Below are 20,714 nucleotides of genomic sequence, written 5' to 3' on the forward strand. Positions count from 1 at the left end.
GGGGGCTGAGCAACGCTCAGCCCTTTTTCCCCGCTGCGCTGCGCAGCATCTGCCCCATCATCTGCCCGAACTTGCCGGACCCGCGCTGATACAGCGCGCCATCAACGGACAGAACTGTGCCACTGATATAGCTGGCCATGTCCGAGCTGAGGAACAGGCAGGCATTGGCTACATCCTGTGTATTTCCCCAACGCCCCAGCGGCACATCGCGGCGCAGTTCCTCGTGGGCGTTTTCCGTTGGTGCCAGACGCCGTGCGCCTTCAGTTCCTTCAATAAATCCTGGCACCACCGAGTTCACGCGGATGCCTTCGACCCCCCATTCCATCGACAGGGTGCGAGTGATCTGATCGACCCCGGCTTTGGCCGCGCAAACATGGGCTTGCCCTTCGTAGGGTAGAAACGCCTGTGGGGCCGAGATATTGATGATGCTGGCGCCGGGGCGTTTGAGGTAAGGATAGGCCCCCTTCATCACATGAACGGTGCCTATCAGGTCGATATCCACCACGGTCTTGAACGCATTGACCGACATCTCGGAGGTCAGGGCCGGGAAATTCCCCGCCGCGCCAGAGACCAGAACGTCGAAATCACCCAAGGCGTCATGGAATTGTTTCAGCCCGTCCGCCACTGCCTGCGCATCGCGCACATCAAAGGCTGCGCCAACTACTTCGGCTGCGCCGGCCTCTTTTAGCGCGGCAAGCGTGTCATCGACCTTGTCCTGCGACCGGCTGGCAACGGCCAGTTTGGCCCCCGAGGCCGCAAACGCCTCGGCAATGCCGCGGTTGATGCCGCTGGTGCCGCCAATGACGATGACGGTCTGTCCTGAAAAATCCATGTGGGCCTCCCTAAAACGGGAGCCCTACTCGCCGTAGGGCACCCAGATGTTTTTCACTTCGGTTGCAGCCTGCAGGAAGCGGCGCGAATGGTCCACGCCCCAATCAAATGCCGTCGCGTTATTGACCCAGGTCCGTTTCAAATTTCCGGCCGAAACGACCTCGATCTCTTGTGAAAGATCAGTGGACGAGAACGACCAGACCGCATCGACGTTCAGGTGTGAGGCCAGCGGTTTCGCCAGTTCCACGTGGCTGCCGGTCAGGATGTTGACCACACCTGCGGGCACGTCGGACGTCTCAAGAATCTGGTAGAAGTCGGTTGCTGCCAGCGGATAGGGCTCGGACGCAACCAGAACTGTCCGGTTACCCATAGCGATCGCCGGGGCCATGGCCGAGACCAGACCCAGCAAAGGTGCCTCATCCGCGCACAGCGCGCCGATGACACCAACGGACTCTTTCATGGCAATGGCAACGCCCCGGATCGGAACGCCATGCACTTGACCGTCATATTTGTCCGCCCAGGCGGCAGCGGTGAACAGGCGCTGGATCGAGGCCTCGACCTCTTTCGCACCATCCTTCTTACCGGTCATGGCATCGAGACGAGCCGCGAATTCATCAGCACGGGCCGACAGGTTTTCACCAATATAATACAAGATCTGCGCCCGCAGATGGCCAGTGGTTTTAGACCAGCCCTTGGCGCCCGCCGCAGCTTCAACCGCGTTGCGGACGTCCTTGCGGTTGGCTAGGCCCACATGGCCCAAAAGGCCGGATTTACCCCAGACAGGTTTGGAATAGCCACTATCGGGTCTTGCCTGCTTGCCGCCGACATACATCTTGGCGGTGCGGTCGATGGGATCAACCGGAGCACCTTCGCCCAGGGTCGCCTCAACCTTGGCCAGCGGTTTGACCTTGCCCTTGGGCTTGGTATAGGCCGCCAGACCTTCCCAACCGCCTTCACGGCCAAAGCCGCTTTCGCGCACACCGCCGAATCCGGCGGCAGCATCGAACAGGTTGGTGGCATTGACCCAGACCACGCCCGCGACCAGTTTGGGCGCAATATCCAGTGCAAGGTTCACATTCTCGGTCCAGACCGTCGCGGCCAGCCCGTAGCGGGTGTTGTTGGCCAGCTCGACCGCCTCTTCCGGAGTGCGGAAGGTGGACGATACCAGTACCGGGCCAAAGATTTCTTCCTGCATCAGCGGGTCCGAGGTTTCGAGCCCCGAGATCAGCGTCGGTGGGTAATAGCACCCATTGGCGGGCAGGTCGCAGGCCGCCTGATGAACGTGACCGGTGGTGTTGCTTTCGACCATGCTCTTGATGGTCTGCAACTGAACCGGGTCCACCACCGCGCCCACGTCGATACATTTGTCTAGCGGGTCGCCAATGCGCAGCTTGTCCATCCGCGCGCGCAGTTTCTCGTGGAAGCGGTCGGCGATGCCTTCCTGCACCAACAGGCGCGAGCCTGCGCAGCAGACTTGGCCTTGGTTGAACCAGATCGCGTCGACCAGACCTTCAATGGCTGAATCGATATCGGCGTCGTCAAAGACGACGTAAGCGGACTTGCCACCCAGCTCCAGAGTGAGTTCTTTGCCTGAGCCCGCAGTGGCTTCGCGGATGCGACGGCCCACAACGGTCGAGCCGGTAAAGGCGATCTTGTCCACGTCTGTGGAAACGATCATTTCGCCCACGGCACCGTCGCCGGTGACGATGTTGACCACGCCTTTCGGCAAACCGGCCTGGGAGCAGATATCAGCGAACAGCAGCGCGGTCAGCGAGGTGTATTCAGCCGGTTTCAGAACCACGGTGTTGCCCATCGCGATCGCAGGGGCGATTTTCCATGCCAACATCAGCAGCGGGAAGTTCCACGGAATGATCTGCCCGCACACACCCAACGCCTGCGCATCGGGCAATTCGCTTTCCATCAGCTGCGCCATGCCCGCGTGGTAGTAGAAATGCCGCTGCGCCAACGGGATGTCGATGTCGCGCGATTCCCGGATCGGCTTGCCGTTGTCGAGGCTTTCCAGCACGGCAAACAGGCGCGCGTGTTTCTGCAACAGCCGCGCAATGGCATAGAGGTATCGCGCACGGCCCGCACCGCCCAGCTTTTCCCATTTCGGTTGCGCCTTGCGGGCGGCGGCAACGGCTGCGTCCACATCGGCCTGTTTGGCTTGGGTCAGCTTGGCCAGCACCTCTCCGGTCGCGGGGTTGCGGCTTTCGAACCCTTTGCCGGGCTTGGTGAATGCACCGTCGATATAGTGACCGAACTTATCACCCTGATCGACCAGCCAGGCCAGTGCCTCGGCGGCGCTTTCGGGGGCGGGGCCGTAGTCCATGGTCTCGAAAATCTCTTTGACTGTCATTGTTCTGTCCTCAGCCCATCGAGTGACGGTAACCGGCCGAATAGGCTCCGGTCACATAGTGTTCCAATTGCCGTTCGATATCGCCCAACAAGGACGACGCGCCAAAGCGGTACAGGTCCGGTTGCAACCAGCGGTCGCCCAGCTCATCCTTGATCAGCGACAGGTAAACCAGCGCGTCCTTTGCTTTCGAGATGCCACCCGCAGGCTTATAGCCAACGCGATACCCGGTGCGGTCATAATAGTCGCGGATCGCGCGGATCATCACCAGCGACACGGGCAGGGTGGCGTTGACGCTTTCCTTGCCGGTCGAGGTCTTGATGAAGTCCGCCCCGGCCATCATGCAGACCAGCGAGGCGCGCGCGACGTTGCGCAGGCTGCCCAGCTCTCCGGTGGCAAGGATGGCCTTTACATGCGCATCACCGCAAGCCACGCGAAAGGCTTTCATCTCATCATACAGCGCCTGCCAATCTCCGGACAACACGTGGCGGCGCGAGATGACGATGTCGATCTCTTCGGCGCCAGCTTTTACGCTTTCTTCGATTTCGGCTACACGCAAGTGGAACGGCGAAAGGCCCGCCGGGAAACCGGTTGACACAGCCGCAACAGGAATGCCGGTGCCTTTCAGCGCCTCAACCGCCGTGCCGATCATGTCGTGGTAGACGCAGACAGCCCCGGTGGTGATCGGCGGCATGTCCAGCGCCTGCAATACCGAAGGTGCCACCGGTTGACGCGCCTTGGCGCACAGGCGCCGCACCCGGCCCACGGTGTCATCGCCGGACAAGGTGGTCAGGTCGATCATGGTGATCGCCTTCAACAGCCACGCGGCCTGATACTCTTTTTTAACCGAGCGGCGACCGGGCAGCGTCGCGGCCCGGCGTTCGATGGCCGAGGTATTGGCCTGCACGGCGCGTACCCAATCCAGATCAAGATCCATGCCGGGGTTTCTGGGTTCGGTCACTTGCGGCAGATGCGCGGTGCGCACGGGGCTTTCTGAGCTCTGCGTATCCATAGTCACGTCCTTTGGGAGGTTTGCGCCAAAATCGCACGAGCCGCACGTAAAGGGAAGGTGCAGCAAGGTTCGATCTGCAAATTTTTTGACCAAATGGACAAAAATAGGCATTTTCTTGCGAATAATTCGCAATAGCGTTGACTTAGTTGCGAATGGTTCGCATATTCATTCTCAACAGGACACCAAATCGGGATCTGACTATGATTCGTCGCAGCTTTCTTGCAGCGCTGGCATTTGCGGCTGCTTTGCCTCTGACGGCTTGGGCCGAGACACCACTGAAAGTGGTCGCAACCACCGGTATGATTGCTGACGCCGCGCGTCAGGTGGGCGGGGACCAGGTCGAGGTGAAGGGCCTGATGGGTCCAGGAGTCGATCCGCATGCCTATCGCCAGACCCGCAGCGATATCGTTGCGATGACCCGTGCGGACCTGATCCTGTGGCACGGTCTGTATCTGGAAGCGCAGATGGAAGATTTCTTCCATGACCTCGGCCGCAAACGCACTGTGGTGGCCGTGGCTGAAGGGATCGACAAGTCCAAACTGCGTGGGCATGACGATTATGCCGACAAATACGACCCGCATGTGTGGATGAGCCCGACCCTGTGGCGTGATGTGGTGATTGAGGTGCAAGAGGCCCTGACCGCAGCGCGCCCCGAAGCGGCGGATATTTTTGCCGCTAATGCGGAAGCGCATTTGGCCGAGCTTGATACGCTGACCACCTATGCCAATCAGGCGCTTGCAGCTGTTCCCGAAAACAACCGCGTGCTGGTCACCGCGCATGACGCCTTTGGCTATTTCGGCGCGGCTTACGGCTATGAGGTGATGGGCATTCAGGGCATCTCGACCCAATCTGAGGCCGGGCTGAACCGGATCGGAGAGCTGGTGGATACGTTGGTCGATCAGCAGCTGACAGCGGTGTTCGTTGAAAGCTCGGTCTCTGACCGGTCGATGCGGGCGCTGATCGAAGGAGCTGCTGCCAAAGGTCACGACGTGGGTGTGGGCGGCGAGCTGTATTCCGACGCCATGGGAGAGCCTGGCACGTATGAAGGCACTTATGTTGGCATGTTGGATCACAACATCACTGTCATCGCCGGGGCGCTGGGCGCGGATGTGCCTGATCGGGGTATGAACGGCAAACTATCGGCGGGGTTTTGAATGATGCTGGAACTGGCCGCTGATCAGGGTGTTTCAATTACCGGGCACAGTTTGGACGAGAGCCCTCTGGCCATTCGCGGATTGACCGTTTCCTATGGCCAGAAACCTGCGGTGTTCTCGGTGGATATGACCGTGCAGACCGGTGCGATGACGGCGATCATCGGACCTAATGGCGCGGGGAAATCGACCCTTCTCAAAGCCGCATTGGGGATCGTATCGCCGCTCTCCGGGCAGGTCACTGTCTTTGGCAAACCGCTGGAGCAGCAGCGTGCCCGCATCGCCTATGTCCCGCAGCGCGCCAGTGTGGACTGGGATTTCCCGACTCGCGTGATCGACGTGGTTCTGATGGGCCTGTCGCGGCAGTTGGGCCTGTTGGGCCGCATTCGAGCCCGACATATGTCGCAGGCCATGGATTGCCTGAACCGGGTTGGCATGCGCGACTTCGCGGATCGTCAGATTGGCCAGCTTTCCGGCGGTCAGCAGCAACGGGTTTTTCTAGCCCGCGCATTGGCGCAAGAGGCTGATCTTTACCTGTTGGACGAACCTTTTGCCGGGGTCGATGCGGCCACAGAAAAGGCCATCATCGCGGTTTTGAAATCGCTGAAAGAGGCGGGCAAGACCGTCGTTGTCGTGCATCACGATCTGGCCACCGTTACCGATTATTTCGACCACGTCTTCCTGATCAACACCCGTAAGGTGGCCGAGGGAACAGTGGCCGAGGCCTTTACCGCCGAAACCCTGCAATCGGCCTATGGGGGCCGTCTGGCCACCGCGCAGATCGACCAGATCTCACGCGCGCTGGGGTAAATCATGCTTTGGGATGCTCTGAGCCTGCAGCTTGGCTATAACGCCACGCTGGTTGCTATTGGTGCGACCTTGCTGGGCGTATCCGCCGGGGTGACCGGCACTTTCCTGTTTCTGCGCAAGCGCGCGCTGGTCAGCGATGCGATCAGCCATGCGACCCTGCCCGGCGTGTGCCTGGCCTTCATGGTGCTGGTCGCTTTTGGCGGCGATGGACGCAATCTGATCGGTCTGCTTGCCGGATCGGCGATCTCGGCCTGGATTGGTCTGCTGTGTATGAATTGGCTGACCCGGGGCACGCGGCTGGCCGAAGATGCTGCCATCGGCGCGGTGCTGTCCGTTTTCTTCGGATTTGGCATCGTACTGCTGACCGTGATTCAAACCATGGGCGTTGGTCGTCAGGCGGGGCTCGAAGGGTTCTTGCTGGGCTCCACTGCCGGGATGTTGTGGGCGGATGCGCTGATCATTGCGATTGGCGGGGCCGCTACGCTTGTTCTGGTGATGATCATCCGCCGACCGATGACCATGGTGGCGTTTGACCCGGAATATGCCGCCGCACGGGGTCTGCCTGTGCATCGGATTGATCTGGCGATGATGGGATTGGTGATGGCCGTCACCGTTGTCGGGTTGAAGATCGTCGGGCTGATCCTGATTGTGGCATTGCTGATCATACCGCCCGTGACCGCGCGGTTCTGGACCGACCGCTCGGACCGAGTTGTTTTGCTCGCTGGTTTGGCGGGTGGGTTGGCCGGGTATCTGGGCGCGGCCCTGTCGGCCTCGGCGCCGAACCTGCCGACCGGTCCGATCATTGTGCTGGTCAGTTTTGGCTTTTTCGCGCTGTCCCTACTGTTTGCACCTGTTCGCGGTGTTCTGGCGGCGGTGTTGCAACATCTGAGATTCCAGCGTCGGGTGCATATCCGCCAAGGATTGCTGGCGCTGGCGCAAGGTCAGAAAATCTATGAACCGCTGACCCTGCGCCTGCTGAAACGCGCTGGCTTTGCCCGCGCCGATGGCGTTGCTACCGAGGCTGGTAAAGCCCGTGCCGCCAAGGCGTTGCGCGACGAAAAACGGTGGGAAATCGTGCGCGCGGATCAGGCGCATGAGGCGACGGCGGCGCTTTATGACGGGCTGCGCGATATCGAAACGGTGCTGACCCGCGATCAGATCGCGGATATCGACCGCCTGATCGGTGGCCCGCAGGAGGTCCAGCCATGAGCGGTGAAGAATTTGTCCCCCTGTCCCTGACGCCTCTGTTGATCGGGATCTTCGCCGCCATCGCCTGCGCCCTGCCGGGGAATTTTCTTGTACTTCGCAAACAAGCCCTAATTGGGGACGCAATCAGCCACGTGGTGCTGCCCGGCATCGTTGTGGCCTTTCTGCTGACCGGAGCGATCTCGACCTGGCCCATGATGCTGGGCGCGGCGGGTGCAGCCATTGTTGCCGTTGTGATGATCGAGGCGATCCGGCGGCTGGGCCAGATTGAACCCGGTGCTGCGATGGGCGTGGTGTTCACCACCATGTTCGCAGGCGGTGTGCTGCTGCTGGAGCAGACCGATACCTCGACCGTGCATCTGGACGTGGAACATGCGCTATATGGCAATCTGGAAAGCCTGATCTGGCTGGATGCTGTGGGCTGGTCATCTCTGTTGGACCTGACGGCTTTGGCCGGGCTGCCGCCGGAGCTGCCGCGGATTGCGCTGACGCTGGTCGGGGTGGTCCTGTTCATCTGGCTGTTCTGGCGTCCGTTGAAAATTTCGACCTTCGACGAAGGCTTCGCACGCACCATCGGCATTCGCACCGGCGCGCTGGGTATGGCGTTGGTGATCGTGGCTGCAATATCGGCCGTGGCCGCGTTTGATGCAGTGGGGTCAATTATCGTGATCGCCATGTTCATTTGCCCCCCGGCGGCGGCGCGGATGATGACAAATCGGCTGGAAACCCAAATCGCCTGGAGCGTCATTTTCGCCAGCGTGTCGGCAATATCGGGCTATGTGCTGGCGGGCTACGGGCCGCTTTGGTTGGGCAGTACGGATGCGGTCAGCGCGGCAGGGATGATCGCAACCATGTCCGGCCTGATCCTGGCCTGCGCCGCATTGTGGGGCCCGTGCCGCTCCCGTGCCGGAGCGCCCCAAGCCACTTGACACGGCGCTTTCCCGCTGTTGGTCAATGCGAGGGGTCGGCTGAAATTCGCCCAGACGCCCAGCAAGGACAGAGTTAATGATTGTCGCGCCGCGTTTCGTGTTAGGCCCGCCGCAATAAATTTCTGAATGACCACCACTCACTTGGATCGTTCGGACAATCGTGGCAAGGTTTGCCGTCTGTTGACATCGGCGCAGCGCGATTGTTCGAACGCCCCCTCCCTCCTAAAAATAGGACTGCCAAATCAGTGGCAGAATCGTGTGCGCATATGCTAGGTCTGGTGGTATGGTGCAGGCAAACCCCAATATCAGCGAAATCCGCCCCGTAATCCGTCAACTTGACGATGCTGCAATCAACCGCATCGCTGCGGGTGAGGTGGTGGAACGCCCCGCCTCAGCTGTCAAAGAACTGGTGGAAAACGCCGTCGACGCCGGATCAACCCGGATTGCCATCGATATCGCTGATGGTGGCAAGACGTTGATTCGCGTCACGGATGATGGGTGCGGGATTTCGGCGGATGATCTGCCACTGGCCCTTTCGCGCCACGCGACATCCAAGATCGACGGGTCGGATCTGCTGAACATTCACACGTTCGGCTTCCGGGGCGAGGCGCTGCCGTCGCTGGGTGCGGTTGGGCGGCTGAACATAACCAGTCGGGTGCCGGGGTCAGATGCGGCCCAGATATATGTATCTGGTGGCAAGATGGAGGCGGTGAAACCCGCCGCCTTGCGTGCAGGCACGGTGGTCGAGCTGAGGGATCTGTTTTTTGCCACGCCCGCTCGGCTGAAATTCATGCGCACCGACCGGGCCGAGGCGCAGGCGATCACTGATACGGTCAAACGTCTGGCCATGGCCGAGCCCGCCATCACTTTTACGCTGCGCGATGTCTCGGGCGGGGGTGAAGGTCGCGTGACCTTTCGCGCCGATCGCGAAAATGGCGATCTGTTCGATGCGTTGCACGCCCGACTGGCCCGCGTGATCGGGCGCGAGTTTGCCGAGAACGCATTGCAGATCGATGCGACTCGTGAGGGTATTCGCTTGTATGGCTATGCTGCCTTGCCGACCTATTCGCGTGGCGCAGCAGTGGCGCAGTATCTCTTCGTCAACGGCCGTCCCGTGCGCGACAAGATGTTGACCGGTGCGTTGCGGGCGGCCTATTTCGACTTTCTCAGCCGCGACCGGCATCCGGCGGCGGCGCTGTTCATCGACTGTGACCCGATGCTGGTGGATGTAAATGTTCACCCGGCAAAGTCTGAGGTTCGGTTCCGCGATCCCGGCGTGGCGCGGGGGCTAATCGTCTCGGCCTTGCGGCATGCGTTGGCCGAGGCCGGGCACCGAGCGTCCTCGACCGTGGCCAATGCAACGCTGGGCGCGATGCGGCCCGAACCGGCACAGCCCACTCCCGCCCGGGTGTATCAGATGGATCGTCCTTCGCCCGCAGCCCGGCAGGCCGCGTTTCAGGCGCAGGCGCCGGGTTTTGCCGAACTCTCCCGCGATTATAGCGGTAGCATCGTGGAGGCGGTTCCGCCAGTTTCGACCACAGAAGAAGAGCCCCCGATGCAGGACCTGCCCTTGGGTGCGGCGCGCGGGCAAGTACATGAGAACTACATCATTGCCCAGACCGCTGATGGTATGGTGATCGTCGATCAGCACGCCGCGCATGAACGGCTGGTTTATGAAAAGCTAAAAACTCAGATGACCGAAAACGGCGTCGCCGCGCAGGCATTGCTAATCCCGGAAATCGTCGAGCTGTCCGAAGGCGACTGCGCGCGTCTGATGGCGGTTGCGGATGACCTGTCGCGCCTTGGGCTGACGTTGGAACCCTTTGGCGGCGGCGCCATCGCCGTGCGCGAAACACCTGCCATTCTGGGCGAAGTGGATGCCCGTGCAATGATCCTAGATATTCTGGATGAACTGGCCGATCAAGGCGAAAGCCAAACGGTGCAGGCGCGGATCGAAGCAATCCTCAGCCGGGTGGCCTGTCATGGCTCGGTCCGGTCTGGCCGTCGGATGCGGGCCGAGGAAATGAATGCCCTGCTGCGCGAGATGGAGGCGACTCCCCATTCCGGCCAGTGCAATCATGGGCGACCCACTTATGTGGAACTGAAGCTGAGCGACATCGAACGCCTGTTCGGGCGCAGTTGATCCCGGCGCTTCACCGGGTTATGAAGAATAAAACAAGAACATCCGAGGCGACATGATCGAGATTGCTGGCACAGAAATGGCTTTGAACGACCCTGTGGTGCTGATCGCGGGTGGAGTGGTGGCATTGATTCTGCTGCTGCTATTCCTGTCCTTGCGGGCAGCCAACCGTTCCGCCCGAATGGCAGAACCGCTGGTGCGGCAGATGGCGCATTTGGGTCAACACGTGCAGCAACTGGGGCAGGGCCAGGAACAGTTGCGCGGTGGTTTGCAGCATGTGTCGGATACACAGGCCAATGCGCAGGTGCAGGTGATCCAGACGGTTGAATCGCGCCTGTCCTCGGTGCAGCAGCAGATGAATGACCGGTTGGCAGACAATGCGATGATATCCGCTCGGGCTTTGGCCGAGATGCAGGAGCGAATGAAGGAATCGCTGCATGGCTCGTCGAAACAGACCGCGACGTCTCTGACACAATTGCAGGAACGTCTGGCCGCCATCGACAAAGCGCAGGACAATATCACCAAGCTGTCGGGCGATGTGCTGTCGCTGCAGGATATCTTGTCGAACAAGCAGACACGCGGCGCGTTTGGGGAGATTCAGCTGAACGATATCGTCTCCAAGGCTTTGCCGTCAGACAGTTTCCAATTGCAGGCGACCCTGTCGAATGGTCGCCGCGCAGATTGTCTGATCCACTTGCCGAACCCGCCGGGACCGATTGTAATCGACAGCAAGTTTCCATTGGAGGCGTATGAGGCACTGATCGGCTCGACCAATGATGCCGAGTTGAAAGCGGCGGTTCAGATGTTCCGCAGCACCGTGCGCAAGCACATCAACGATATTGCCGAGAAGTACATTCTGGACGGCGAAACCGCCGACGGCGCGCTTATGTTTCTTCCGTCCGAGGCGGTATATGCCGAGTTGCACGCCAAATTCCCGGAACTGGTGCAGGAGAGTTTCAGCAAGCGAGTCTGGATCGTTTCCCCCACCACCTGCATGGCGACGCTGAACACGATGAGAGCGATCTTGAAAGACGCGCGTATGCGAGAACAGGCGGGGGCAATCCGCAAGGAACTGGGCCTGTTGCACAAGGATGTGGAGCGTCTGGGGGACCGTGTTTCGAACCTTGATCGCCATTTCGGACAGGCAGTCAAGGATATCTCGGAAATCAAGATCAGCGCCGAAAAAGCCGGGCGTCGGGCACAGCGGTTGGACAACTTCGATTTCGAAGAGCTTGCCCCGGACGACCACAATAATGTGGTACCGCTAGGCAAATCCGAAGGCTAGGCTTTACTGGATCGACAGATCCAGATTGTAGCCGACTGTCTTATCAGTATCCCGATCATTGCCCATCAGATAGACGCGGATCGTATAATCTCCGTCTTCGGGCAGGTCGATGCGGGCGGTGTTGCCATCGATAGAGCCGTTGTAGATCGCAACGCCGTCACTGCCGGGTGGCAGGATGTTGAAGTAAATCACGCCATTGCCATTGGTGTCGCTGACCTTGAGATCGGCGAACATTTCCTGACCAGCCTGCGCGCCCAACATGTAATCGAAATACTCGTTGCCGGTAATTGCCCCATTCACCATCGTGCCGAAATTGCCGGGCTCGAATTTTACTTCTGCTGCACGCTGCGCCCAGGCCGTGCTGGTAAGGCTTGCGATCAATGCAGTCAGTATCAGATGATTTCTCATGAAAAGTCTCCCGAACCTATTGAAGGGTCAGTGTAGCACGAGCCACCCCAGTGTTTCAGATTCGCAAGAATGGTTGGAACAGGCGCGGCATCAACTTGGTAAACTTCAAAGGCGCGTCAGTCACGGCCAGACAGATGCAATCCTCTGAGATATCGGCCGTCGGCGTGTGGTGCAGGCTTTCATCCGCAATCTCAACATCTCCACGACCGAAATGGTCGACCTCATCCGAGAACGCACCTTGCAGAACCATCGTCAGTTCCATGCCGTTATGGCTGTGATCGGGCACGGCCGCACCGGCCGGAATGAATAGCAGGCGGGCGGTGGCCTCGCTCGTGGTGGGTAGGATCGCCTGTTTTACACCCATGCCGATGGATCGCCATTTGATGTCATTCACATCGCCACCGACATAATCCTGCAAGGGCGCGGGCAGAACCGTGCATCCCGGACGTGCGGGTTTTGCAATCGGGGCTCCCTGAGCGATCAGCGCCATGGTTGCGGCTAGAGACCCATCGCTCATGCTGGTAGGGCTGTCCTGCTCTTGCAGAACACATCCGCCCACAGCGTCAAAGCTTTCGGCCCGGGCGCGGCAGTGGTCACACAGGGACAGGTGTGTTGCCACCATCAGGTCGAACGCTTCGGGCAGGTTGCCCGCGGCGTAGGCCATCAACAGATCGTCTGTCAGGTGATGTTTGATATCGTTGCTCATCTTCGTCATCTCAATTCATCGCATGGCGCAAGCGGTCCAGCGCCAGCCGTATCCGTGATTTGATCGTACCCAACGGCAACCCGGTCTGAGATGCGATTTCTCGATGGCTCAGATCACCAAAATAGGCCTGTTCGATCAGTTGTCTTTGCGCCTCGGGCAACGCCGCCATGGCGTCGCGCAGCTGCGCGGTTTCCTGTTGCAGCGCGACCACGTCGTCCTGATCTGGTTCCGCCTCAGGCCCCCACCACAGATCCTCGGGTTCGGGTCGGCGTTGTTTGCGCAGAACGTCGATGCGCTTGTTTCTTGCAATCGTGAACACCCAAGTGGCCACGGTCGCACGAGTGGGATCGAACAGATGCGCCTTGTGCCACAAGGTCGCCATCACCTCTTGCGCGCATTCCTCGGCCAGCGCGGCGTCGGACCCTGACTTAATCAGGAACGCCTTGATGCGTGGCGCGAAGTGTTGGAACAGTTCGGCAAAGGCCGCCTGATCCTGCGCGTCCCGAATTCGCCTGACGTGGCTCACCCACTCAGTTCTGGTGTCGCAACTGCCATCCGCTTTGTTCACCGGCTTGCCCCTGATGCGTTTGCTTGCGCGCCGAGGTTTCAGTGCTGGCCTTTCGGCCGCCGGTTCATCCAAGGTCACGGTATCGATCTCGGTAAACATAACCACATTACGCGGCCCAGCCCAAGACGGATCACTTTATTTGCTGTTTTTGATCCGGGCCGCGTCAAATATCGTACTATCTGATAGAAACACATGAGGAAAAGAATGCCGCCGGAACGGTTTACACGAAGAACGGAGAAAACTGCGTGAACACGGTCGACCATGTTGCAGGCCATACCTTTCACGGGCGCAAGGGCGCGATCCAGAACGCCTTTCGTTATTCCGTCGACTACATCTTGTTGGACCCGGAAAGCCATCCGGCCACTCCGGCGCTGTTTTCCCTGAACCGGACTAATGTCACCAACTGGCGGGAACTCGACCATGGGGGTGAGCCAGGGCAGGGGCGCGGTGCGGCCTGGCTGCGGGAGCAGTTTGACCAGATGGGCGTGACCCAACCGGATCACGTGACATTGCTTACCCAGCCGCGAGTGTTCGGCCATGTGTTCAATCCGGTCAGCTTCTGGTTTTGCTTTGATGTTGACGGCCAGCTTTACGCCGTGGTGGCCGAGGTCACAAACACCTATGGCACGCGCCACAGCTATCTGTGCCACACCCCCAACTTTGCGCCGATCCGACCCTCGGACCGGATCGTGGCGGACAAGCTGATGCATGTCTCGCCGTTTCAAAAGGTCGAAGGGTCTTATACCTTCCGGTTTGACTATCGCCCGGACCGGGTGGGTGTCTGGATCGATTACGTGCGCGACGATGGTGGGCTGATTGCAACCCTGACCGGACGGCGGGCTCCGCTGACCAATCGTACGATCCTAAGGTCTTTGCTGCGCCGACCTTTTGGTGCGCGCCGCGCGTTTTTCCTGATCCTGTGGCAGGCGGTGAAGTTGAAGGCGAAAAAGGCCCGGTTCCGCCCGTTTCGTACAGCCCCCATTCCCGACCACCCGGTTTCCCGCATTCGCGAGCCTTAAGCTGGCATAGTTTGCGTAAGATCAAAGACTCAGGCGCCGTGAGGTGGTTGTGCTAGGATGAAACCGCGAACACGAGGAGTTGGGTCATGTTGGAAATCTCGGCAAGAAAAATCGCTCAGGTCGCCATGATGGGGCGCGAACTGAACCGCGCCGAGGGCGAACTGCGCGCCTTTATCGACCGTATGGGTGAGGACGAGCAGGCCGAGCTGGTTGCTGTCATGTGGATCGGACGCGAAAGCTTTTTCGCCGAGGATCTGGCCGAAGCCATCGCAACCGCAAAATCCGAGGCCTCGACCCCCTGCGCCGATTATCTGATCGGCACTCCACACCTGTCGGATCACCTAGAAAACGGTCTGGATGCGCTGGGGATTTCAGCCGAGGACGTGGAAAACGATCTGATGTAGGCCGGTTTGAACGAAGCGCCTTTTCCCCATGCCTGGTGGTCATCAAATTCGACCGCCAATTCGGCGGCGCAAAGAATAGTTGCAGCAGGGCCGTAAACCGGTGGATGCTCGAACCATGCGACTCGATTGGCGTATTCTAGTGGGACTTGTGTTTGCCGTGGCCAGCATGGCCGCTCCGCGCGTTTCGAACGCCTGTTCGGTTTGTACAACATTGCCGGAATACTCTCTTGCAGACCGTATTCTGTCTGCGCGTGTGATTGTTCTGGCTGCGCCGTCGCCGACCAATCCCTTTAAGTACGCCTCGGTTTCCGTGCTGAAAGGCGCGCCCGCGCAGCTAGAGACCCTACCGGATATCCCATTCCTGGTTGACAGCGTGACGCGATCAGCCTTCCGCGTCGACCCTGAAAGAGTTGTTTTGATGATCTACGGCAGCGGATCTGTGGACAAGTCAGGCCGCAGCTTCGCAAGCGCCTGGTCAAAAGGTTTTCTGATGACGCAAGAGCGGGCAGCTTTTCTAGAAGCGGTGCGTTTTCAGGGTAAACACTGGATCGTCGGAAAAACGGCTAACCCTGCACGCGTCACTTTTTTTAGCCAATATCTGACGCATGAAGACAGGCTGTTGCGCAATGCCGCGCTTGCAGAGCTTCATCGCGCACCGTATCCGACTGCCCGACAGGTGCGGGACGTTGTGACAACCGCGTCTTTGTTGCAGGAGTTGCGCGATGTAAATCGCCTTGCTTATGCGCCGGCTGTCATTCGATTGTTGGGTATGCAATCCGATCCTGCCGCGCAGGCATTCGTTCGACAGCGGTATCAGCCCGCGTTGCGTGCCGGTGACCGAAACATAGCGGATTGGGCGCTGGCCGGGATCGAGGTTGACGGCGCAGACGCAGTAGAAGCGATTGGGCAGGCGTTAGCGCAGGCGAACTCGTCGCCAGAAGATAAGCAGAAGCTAATTCAGGTTCTTGCCGTTGGCGGTTCCACATGGCCGGAATTGCAAGAACAAATACTGGAGATTTACAAGCTTGAGCTTGAACGCAGCGCGGAACTGGCAGGCTGGATCGCCTTGTCTGTACGGACATGGGAAACGGATGCATTGACGGCGTCGTTCAAACAAGTTTTGGCGCGTGAAGACCTTGATGCCGCGGTTTTGTTTCTGGTTAAAAACGCGCTGGATATTAGTGATTTTGATTAAATTATTTTATTTCAGCTGATTACACCTGACCGTGCCATGTTGTCGGCGTCTGGTCCTGCGAAGATTAAGCGGATTTAATCCAACCCTCCGACGCTTTTAACCCCGAACCCTTTTCTCTGTTTCAACGATAAACGCAATTCAGAGTTAAAGGAGAAAGTCATGGGATACGCACAAACAGTTACTCCGCAAAAGGGGCTCTTCTTCGGTCTGTTCTCGAATTACGCCGAAGCACGGGTCGAACATTTTCGCCGCGATATCTTTGCCAAATCCGTTCGGGCACTGGAAAACCTCAGTGATCGTCAATTGGCAGACATCGGCATCCCACGCAGTGAGATCAAGCAACGCGCCTATGAGAGCGTTTATCACAAGAAGCCTTACTCGGGCACCGCACACTGATCCACGGGCCGCGCCGAATATCGTAAATTACTTGGAGGAGAAAATGTTTGATTTTAACCCAAATCGCGACCAGTCGATAAATGCCAGTTCCGTGTTGTTGTTCGACCGGGCGATGCGGTTGCAGGCGATCAGTTCCAGCATCGTACGCGCCGCACAAGATCTGAACCGCTTGAACGATTCCGAACTCGCCGAACTGGGCATCAACCGCAGCGATATCGACACCGTGATCGAGCGCTACATCTGACCGATCGCGATGCAAGACAAACCAAAAGCCATTCCGATATTTCGGGATGGCTTTTTTAACCTTTAAGCGGCCCATTCTCGAACGGGCGGTGTCAGCCGTTCATTTCAACTGGTCTACGATCTGAAGATGCTGAGTCAGCGTGTCGATTTCGGCCATCCAGTCCTGTACCAGTTTCGGGTCACTGGGGGCGGCGTGGACGCCGGCTGGGATGGAGCGGTTCAGGACCGCCTCGACCGCAAGCGACACCGGGATCGACACCAGTCGCGCCATGGCGGTGCCACGCGCGTCACCCCAGGCGTCCATCACATAGGTCTTGTGCCAGACCGGGATGCCGTCTTTTTCCGCCTTCAGCCCGACGCACAGGACCACGCGGTCGGGTTCGCCCTTGTCATAGGCGTTTTCTTCCCAGAACTGGTCTGACATCTCTTTCAAGCGCGCGTCACCTTCGGGGCCGGACAGGGTTTCGATTTCGTGGAATACATCAGACCACGCATCGGCCCAGCCGTTCAGGCGCAGGGTGCCGCGGACAAATTCCTTGACCGGCCAGTGCTTTTCAAAGTGGTACTGCTGCATGAACGGGATCGAGTCGCGATTGGGGTAGACCTCAAAGCTTTCGGGCGTCGGCAGCGGCGCGATATAGCTGGTGATTGCGTCCCAGGGGCGGGCCACGTCCAGCGGAACATAGTCGCGGATCGACTTGGACGGCGAACGCAGCGCCTTGAGTACCCCCAGCGGCGACCAGCTGAATTTATAACGGAACGGGTTGGGATTCTTCGGAATGCCACCGCAATACGAAATGAAGCTCAGGTGGTTCTGGGCATCGAACGCATCCGAGGCGCGGTAGTCATCGACCAGTGCATGCGCCATCAGGTGGTCTATGCCTGGGTCCAGCCCGACCTCGTTCACCAGTGCCACACCGGCTTCGCGGGCCTTGTCGTCCAGCGCACGCATCTCGGGCGCGATATAAGAGGACGAGACGAAATTGGCCTGTTTCGCGATGGCCAGTTCGGCCAGCGGCACGTGCCAGTCACCCGGCAGCATCGAGACGATCACGTCGCCTTTTTTCAGCACCGCACCCAGCGCATCGATGTCAAAGGCGTGGATGTCGTCGGTCAGGTCACCGACCTCGGCATTGGCTTTTTCGATGGTCCGGTTCCAGACGGTGACCTTGTGCCCGCCTTCAATAAGGCGGCGCAGGCCGGGGATGGCCGACAGGCCGGTGCCACACCAATGAATCGTCATCGCTCAGAATCCTTCGATATGAGTGTTATAGGTCGCCGCCGCCCGGCCCCAGACACCGGCGTTCAGATTGGTCAGGGTCAGCAACGAAGGCAGCAATTGCGTGGCATAATCTTGCGAGCTTTCGACCGGCAGCATTGACGGAAGGTTGTCGATGGCCATCACGTCCATCACCGGATCAGTCGCCACACGCAGGGCAGGGGCGTCCCAGGAGGTTGCACGGTCATAAACGGGCACCGGATTGTAATCGCTATCGGGGTCGCAGGCCACATCGCCAATAGCGGTCAGCTTGCGCGGCGCGGTCAAAGCCTCACGCGGTACAAAGACCGGGGTGCCGGGGCGCGCAAAGATGCAGTTCAGGAACAGATTGTGGTCAAGGATTTCCGGGAACGGTCCGCCGCTAGACGTTTCGGCCATGTCCCATTTGGTAACGCTGACCCCCATGGCCTCGCATAAGTCTGCAGCCCCGGTGCCCACTCGGCCCAGAGCGCCAATGACAATGGCGCGGGGGCGAGTTGCGCCCGTTGCATCCAATTCAGTCAGCAACTCCGCGTTCAGCGCGTCTTTGCTGGCATACACACCGACCGGCGGGCATTGCTGACCTCGTTGCTGCGCTGCCCAGGTCTTAAGCGTCACAGCAGCGCCCGCATATCCAGCCCAATAGCCGAAGGCGGCGACGCGGCGGCCGGCTTCGTCCACCAGATATTCCAGATCATAGAGCGTTCCGCCGCCGGCCTTGAACCGCGCAAGCAGCGCACGACCTGAATGCTGGCCTTTGTAGGCGTGGCCGAACATGATGTGGCGGTGGGGCAGGGGCGTACCGTCTTCGGGCAGTTCCTTGAGGCCAAAGATGATCGCATCCAGTGGTGCCCGAGGCCAGGAGTTTTCGGGCGCGATCTCGCATCCGACCTCTCTGTAGCCATCAATCGGGATTGCGCGCACGGAACTTTCCTCAACCGTCACGCGGATGCCGGCTGCGATCAGATCAGCAGCGCCTTCGGAGGTCAGCCCGACCCGTTCTTCATTCGGGCGTTGTTCTGCCCGGACCCAAAGATGTGTCATGCGTTATCCTTTTGTCAGAGCATTCCGGCGGCGCGCACCGCCTGAACCGAAGAACGTGCCTCCATCGCCGCGCGGAAGGTCAGAATTTTGGGAAAGGCCGAGACGTTGACGCCGTCGACTTCCAGCCAACTGCAAACCACATAGAGATAAGCATCTGCCAGCGAGACGGCCTCGCCCAATACAAACGGCCCTCGCAACCCGTTGGAAGAGATATAGTCGCAGGACGCGGTCATGTTCTGTGGAACCTTGTCCGTCATGTCTTTCCAGCTGGATTTCTTGTCGGCCCAGCGGGCGCCGCGCAATTTGTGCGCGTGGTTCACATGCATGGTCGAGGCCAGGTAATACATCACCTCGCGCATCCGGGCGGCCATGACCGGATCGGTGGGCACCAATTCGGCTTCGGGCGCCTTGGCCGCGACATATTCCAGCAGAGCGCCGGTTTCGGTCAGGATACCGCCATCAACCACCAGTGCCGGAACCCGGCCCTTGGGGTTGATTTGTTTATAAGCTGGTTTCGTTTGTTCTCCCCCAGCGAAATCCAGTTGGATCGCTTCATACTCTAGCCCGGCCTCTTCCAACGCAATGGCAACAGCGACCGAGATTGTGCGGGGGGCATAGTATAGCTGCATCATAATGGCCTCCGAGGTCAAAGGTGGGTTTGCGCGTATTGCCTGTCGGGCGAGTCCAGGTGCGGCACCGCATTGAACAGAACCGGGCTTAGCTGCGCGCCGATCGGGTGCAGGCGATGCAGCGACGTGTTCATGATGGCCAGCGCCACCCGTGCCATCGCCGGGATATCCAGACCCATCGCTTGCCGTACCACCATCGAAATCAACCCGCCCGAGGTCACAACGATGGCCGGTCCGCCCTCGGTTCCAATCTCGCGCAAAGCGTCCGAGACACGGGTCTCGAACTCCGCAAAGGTTTCGGGCGTATCCGTGATCTCGCCCCTGGCCCAGGCGGCAAAGGTGCGGGGCAGATGTTCGACAAAGCCCTCTCGGTCGGTGGGGATCGCCACGCCGTGCTGCTGTTCATATAGCTGCGCGATGGTGAAATACTCGATCTCATTCAGGCGCGCGTCCCGGATTGGGTCAGGCAAGCCCATGCTGGCCGCAGTTTCCACATGTCGCTGCAACGTGCCGCAATAGACCCGCGGGTAATGGGCGCGCGTATCCTGCAAATGTGCCCCCAGCCAACGGGCTTGCTGATGGCCCAGATCGCTGAGCCTGTCGTAGCTTTCTTCATCCCGTGCGGTGGTGTTGGCCTGTCCGTGACGCACCAGTGTAATATGTGACATTGCAATTCCTCTTGGGCGAAGTCTTAGGGCAGGATTTGGATAGGGGCCAGAGGCGTTTGCCAGGGGGCGGGCAAAAACCGACCTTCGTCAAAGGTTTTGCGTGTTCGTTTTCAGACCCGCGATATCGCGATGTGATCGTTGCCCAACGGAAAATAGTTTCCTATACGATACAAAGCCGCTGCATGCGGCTGTATACGCTTTGTATCGGCAATCATGGCAAATCCTGTTGACTCGCAATAGCGTCCCGGGAACCTTGGTGTTGATTGTAAAAGGGTTGCCATTGCAGACCGCACGGTGATCTTTCAAAACGGCATTCGAAAGGCCCGGATTATGAGCACCGAACCGAAACGCACTCCTCTCTACGATCTCCATGTTGAGTTGGGAGGCAAGCTGGTTGATTTTGCGGGTTGGGAGATGCCTGTTCAGTATCCGCTGGGGATCATGGGTGAGCATAAG

The 20,714-nt window shown here is 59.4% G+C and carries 21 protein-coding genes and 1 pseudogene; 12 read left to right on the top strand and 10 right to left on the bottom strand.

The genetic code is table 11. The features are described 5' to 3' along the window. Positions 1-16: 16 nt before the first annotated feature. From ACR0AJ_RS13070 to deoC, 3 genes are read right to left on the bottom strand one after another with little or no spacing between them, the layout of a single operon-like run. Positions 17-832 carry an SDR family oxidoreductase gene (locus ACR0AJ_RS13070; protein ID WP_480741041.1) on the bottom strand — a complete coding sequence of 272 codons (816 nt, stop codon included), beginning with the start codon at positions 830-832 and terminating at the stop codon, positions 17-19. 24 nt (positions 833-856) lie between these two features. Further along, positions 857-3,190 carry an aldehyde dehydrogenase family protein gene (locus tag ACR0AJ_RS13075; RefSeq protein WP_480741042.1) on the bottom strand — a complete coding sequence of 778 codons (2,334 nt, stop codon included), beginning with the start codon at positions 3,188-3,190 and terminating at the stop codon, positions 857-859. A gap of 10 nt (positions 3,191-3,200) precedes the next feature. Next, positions 3,201-4,199, bottom strand: a complete 999-nt coding sequence (gene deoC / locus ACR0AJ_RS13080) for a deoxyribose-phosphate aldolase (RefSeq protein ID WP_170533106.1) — start codon at positions 4,197-4,199, stop codon at positions 3,201-3,203. Between the two features lie 200 nt (positions 4,200-4,399). Here deoC and ACR0AJ_RS13085 point away from each other — a divergent pair, with 200 nt between their 5' ends. The 6 genes from ACR0AJ_RS13085 to ACR0AJ_RS13110 all read left to right on the top strand — a co-directional run bounded on the left by ACR0AJ_RS13085 (position 4,400) and on the right by ACR0AJ_RS13110 (position 11,720). Continuing rightward, complete coding sequence (locus ACR0AJ_RS13085) at positions 4,400-5,353, top strand: metal ABC transporter solute-binding protein, Zn/Mn family (RefSeq protein ID WP_170349823.1); 954 nt, start codon at positions 4,400-4,402, stop codon at positions 5,351-5,353. A 3-nt stretch (positions 5,354-5,356) separates the two neighbouring features. Continuing rightward, positions 5,357-6,160, top strand: coding sequence for a metal ABC transporter ATP-binding protein (locus tag ACR0AJ_RS13090; RefSeq protein ID WP_170349852.1), 804 nt, complete (start codon positions 5,357-5,359; stop codon positions 6,158-6,160). Positions 6,161-6,163: 3 nt separating this feature from the next. Then, complete coding sequence (locus ACR0AJ_RS13095) at positions 6,164-7,369, top strand: metal ABC transporter permease (RefSeq protein WP_480741044.1); 1,206 nt, start codon at positions 6,164-6,166, stop codon at positions 7,367-7,369. Next, entirely contained in the window at positions 7,366-8,295 is a 930-nt protein-coding gene (locus tag ACR0AJ_RS13100; RefSeq protein WP_170349825.1) for a metal ABC transporter permease, read from the top strand. Before ACR0AJ_RS13095 ends, ACR0AJ_RS13100 begins: the two co-directional genes overlap by 4 nt. Positions 8,296-8,578: 283 nt before the next feature. Continuing rightward, the gene (gene mutL / locus ACR0AJ_RS13105) at positions 8,579-10,438 is read left to right on the top strand and encodes a DNA mismatch repair endonuclease MutL (protein WP_480741046.1); all 1,860 of its coding nucleotides are present in this window, start codon (positions 8,579-8,581) and stop codon (positions 10,436-10,438) included. Between the two features lie 52 nt (positions 10,439-10,490). Continuing rightward, the gene (locus ACR0AJ_RS13110; protein WP_480741048.1) at positions 10,491-11,720 is read left to right on the top strand and encodes a DNA recombination protein RmuC; all 1,230 of its coding nucleotides are present in this window, start codon (positions 10,491-10,493) and stop codon (positions 11,718-11,720) included. Between the two features lie 3 nt (positions 11,721-11,723). Here ACR0AJ_RS13110 and ACR0AJ_RS13115 read toward each other — a convergent pair whose 3' ends face one another. The 3 genes from ACR0AJ_RS13115 to ACR0AJ_RS13125 are packed head-to-tail and all read right to left on the bottom strand — an operon-like array spanning position 11,724 to position 13,501. Beyond that, on the bottom strand, positions 11,724-12,128 hold the full coding sequence (locus tag ACR0AJ_RS13115; RefSeq protein WP_425081390.1) for a hypothetical protein: 405 nt from the start codon (positions 12,126-12,128) through the stop codon (positions 11,724-11,726). A gap of 55 nt (positions 12,129-12,183) precedes the next feature. Then, entirely contained in the window at positions 12,184-12,834 is a 651-nt protein-coding gene (locus tag ACR0AJ_RS13120) for a ChrR family anti-sigma-E factor (RefSeq protein ID WP_170376149.1), read from the bottom strand. Positions 12,835-12,844: 10 nt separating this feature from the next. Beyond that, positions 12,845-13,501: a sigma-70 family RNA polymerase sigma factor gene (locus ACR0AJ_RS13125; RefSeq protein ID WP_170349830.1), complete on the bottom strand. Its 657-nt coding sequence runs from the start codon at positions 13,499-13,501 to the stop codon at positions 12,845-12,847. A gap of 146 nt (positions 13,502-13,647) precedes the next feature. Between ACR0AJ_RS13125 and ACR0AJ_RS13130 the strand changes: the two genes are divergently transcribed. From ACR0AJ_RS13130 to ACR0AJ_RS13150, 5 genes are all read left to right on the top strand, one after another. Next, positions 13,648-14,421 (top strand): DUF1365 domain-containing protein, encoded by a 774-nt coding sequence (locus tag ACR0AJ_RS13130; RefSeq protein WP_170349831.1) that lies wholly within the window; start codon positions 13,648-13,650, stop codon positions 14,419-14,421. A gap of 86 nt (positions 14,422-14,507) precedes the next feature. Further along, complete coding sequence (locus ACR0AJ_RS13135) at positions 14,508-14,825, top strand: DUF3775 domain-containing protein (protein WP_170326413.1); 318 nt, start codon at positions 14,508-14,510, stop codon at positions 14,823-14,825. A gap of 115 nt (positions 14,826-14,940) precedes the next feature. Continuing rightward, positions 14,941-16,020 (top strand): hypothetical protein, encoded by a 1,080-nt coding sequence (locus ACR0AJ_RS13140; RefSeq protein WP_170349832.1) that lies wholly within the window; start codon positions 14,941-14,943, stop codon positions 16,018-16,020. A gap of 159 nt (positions 16,021-16,179) precedes the next feature. Beyond that, a complete protein-coding gene (locus tag ACR0AJ_RS13145; protein ID WP_170349833.1) occupies positions 16,180-16,416 on the top strand; it encodes a DUF1127 domain-containing protein in 237 nt (78 codons plus the stop codon). Between the two features lie 43 nt (positions 16,417-16,459). After that, positions 16,460-16,660, top strand: coding sequence for a DUF1127 domain-containing protein (locus ACR0AJ_RS13150; RefSeq protein ID WP_170349834.1), 201 nt, complete (start codon positions 16,460-16,462; stop codon positions 16,658-16,660). A 99-nt stretch (positions 16,661-16,759) separates the two neighbouring features. Here the strand turns inward: ACR0AJ_RS13150 and ACR0AJ_RS13155 are convergent, their stop codons facing one another. The 4 genes from ACR0AJ_RS13155 to ACR0AJ_RS13170 are packed head-to-tail and all read right to left on the bottom strand — an operon-like array spanning position 16,760 to position 20,258. After that, positions 16,760-17,902 carry a saccharopine dehydrogenase family protein gene (locus ACR0AJ_RS13155; RefSeq protein WP_170349835.1) on the bottom strand — a complete coding sequence of 381 codons (1,143 nt, stop codon included), beginning with the start codon at positions 17,900-17,902 and terminating at the stop codon, positions 16,760-16,762. Between the two features lie 3 nt (positions 17,903-17,905). Then, complete coding sequence (locus tag ACR0AJ_RS13160) at positions 17,906-18,961, bottom strand: saccharopine dehydrogenase (RefSeq protein WP_170349836.1); 1,056 nt, start codon at positions 18,959-18,961, stop codon at positions 17,906-17,908. A 14-nt stretch (positions 18,962-18,975) separates the two neighbouring features. After that, complete coding sequence (locus tag ACR0AJ_RS13165; protein WP_480741054.1) at positions 18,976-19,590, bottom strand: glutathione S-transferase family protein; 615 nt, start codon at positions 19,588-19,590, stop codon at positions 18,976-18,978. Positions 19,591-19,607: 17 nt separating this feature from the next. Then, positions 19,608-20,258 (bottom strand): histidine phosphatase family protein, encoded by a 651-nt coding sequence (locus ACR0AJ_RS13170; protein ID WP_170360664.1) that lies wholly within the window; start codon positions 20,256-20,258, stop codon positions 19,608-19,610. Positions 20,259-20,588: 330 nt separating this feature from the next. On the opposite strand from ACR0AJ_RS13170, the pseudogene gcvT reads away from it, so the two are divergent. After that, a pseudogene (gene gcvT / locus ACR0AJ_RS13175) lies at positions 20,589-20,714 on the top strand (glycine cleavage system aminomethyltransferase GcvT); the annotation flags it as partial.

It is taken from the genome of Ruegeria sp. CJ9, assembly GCF_056536625.1.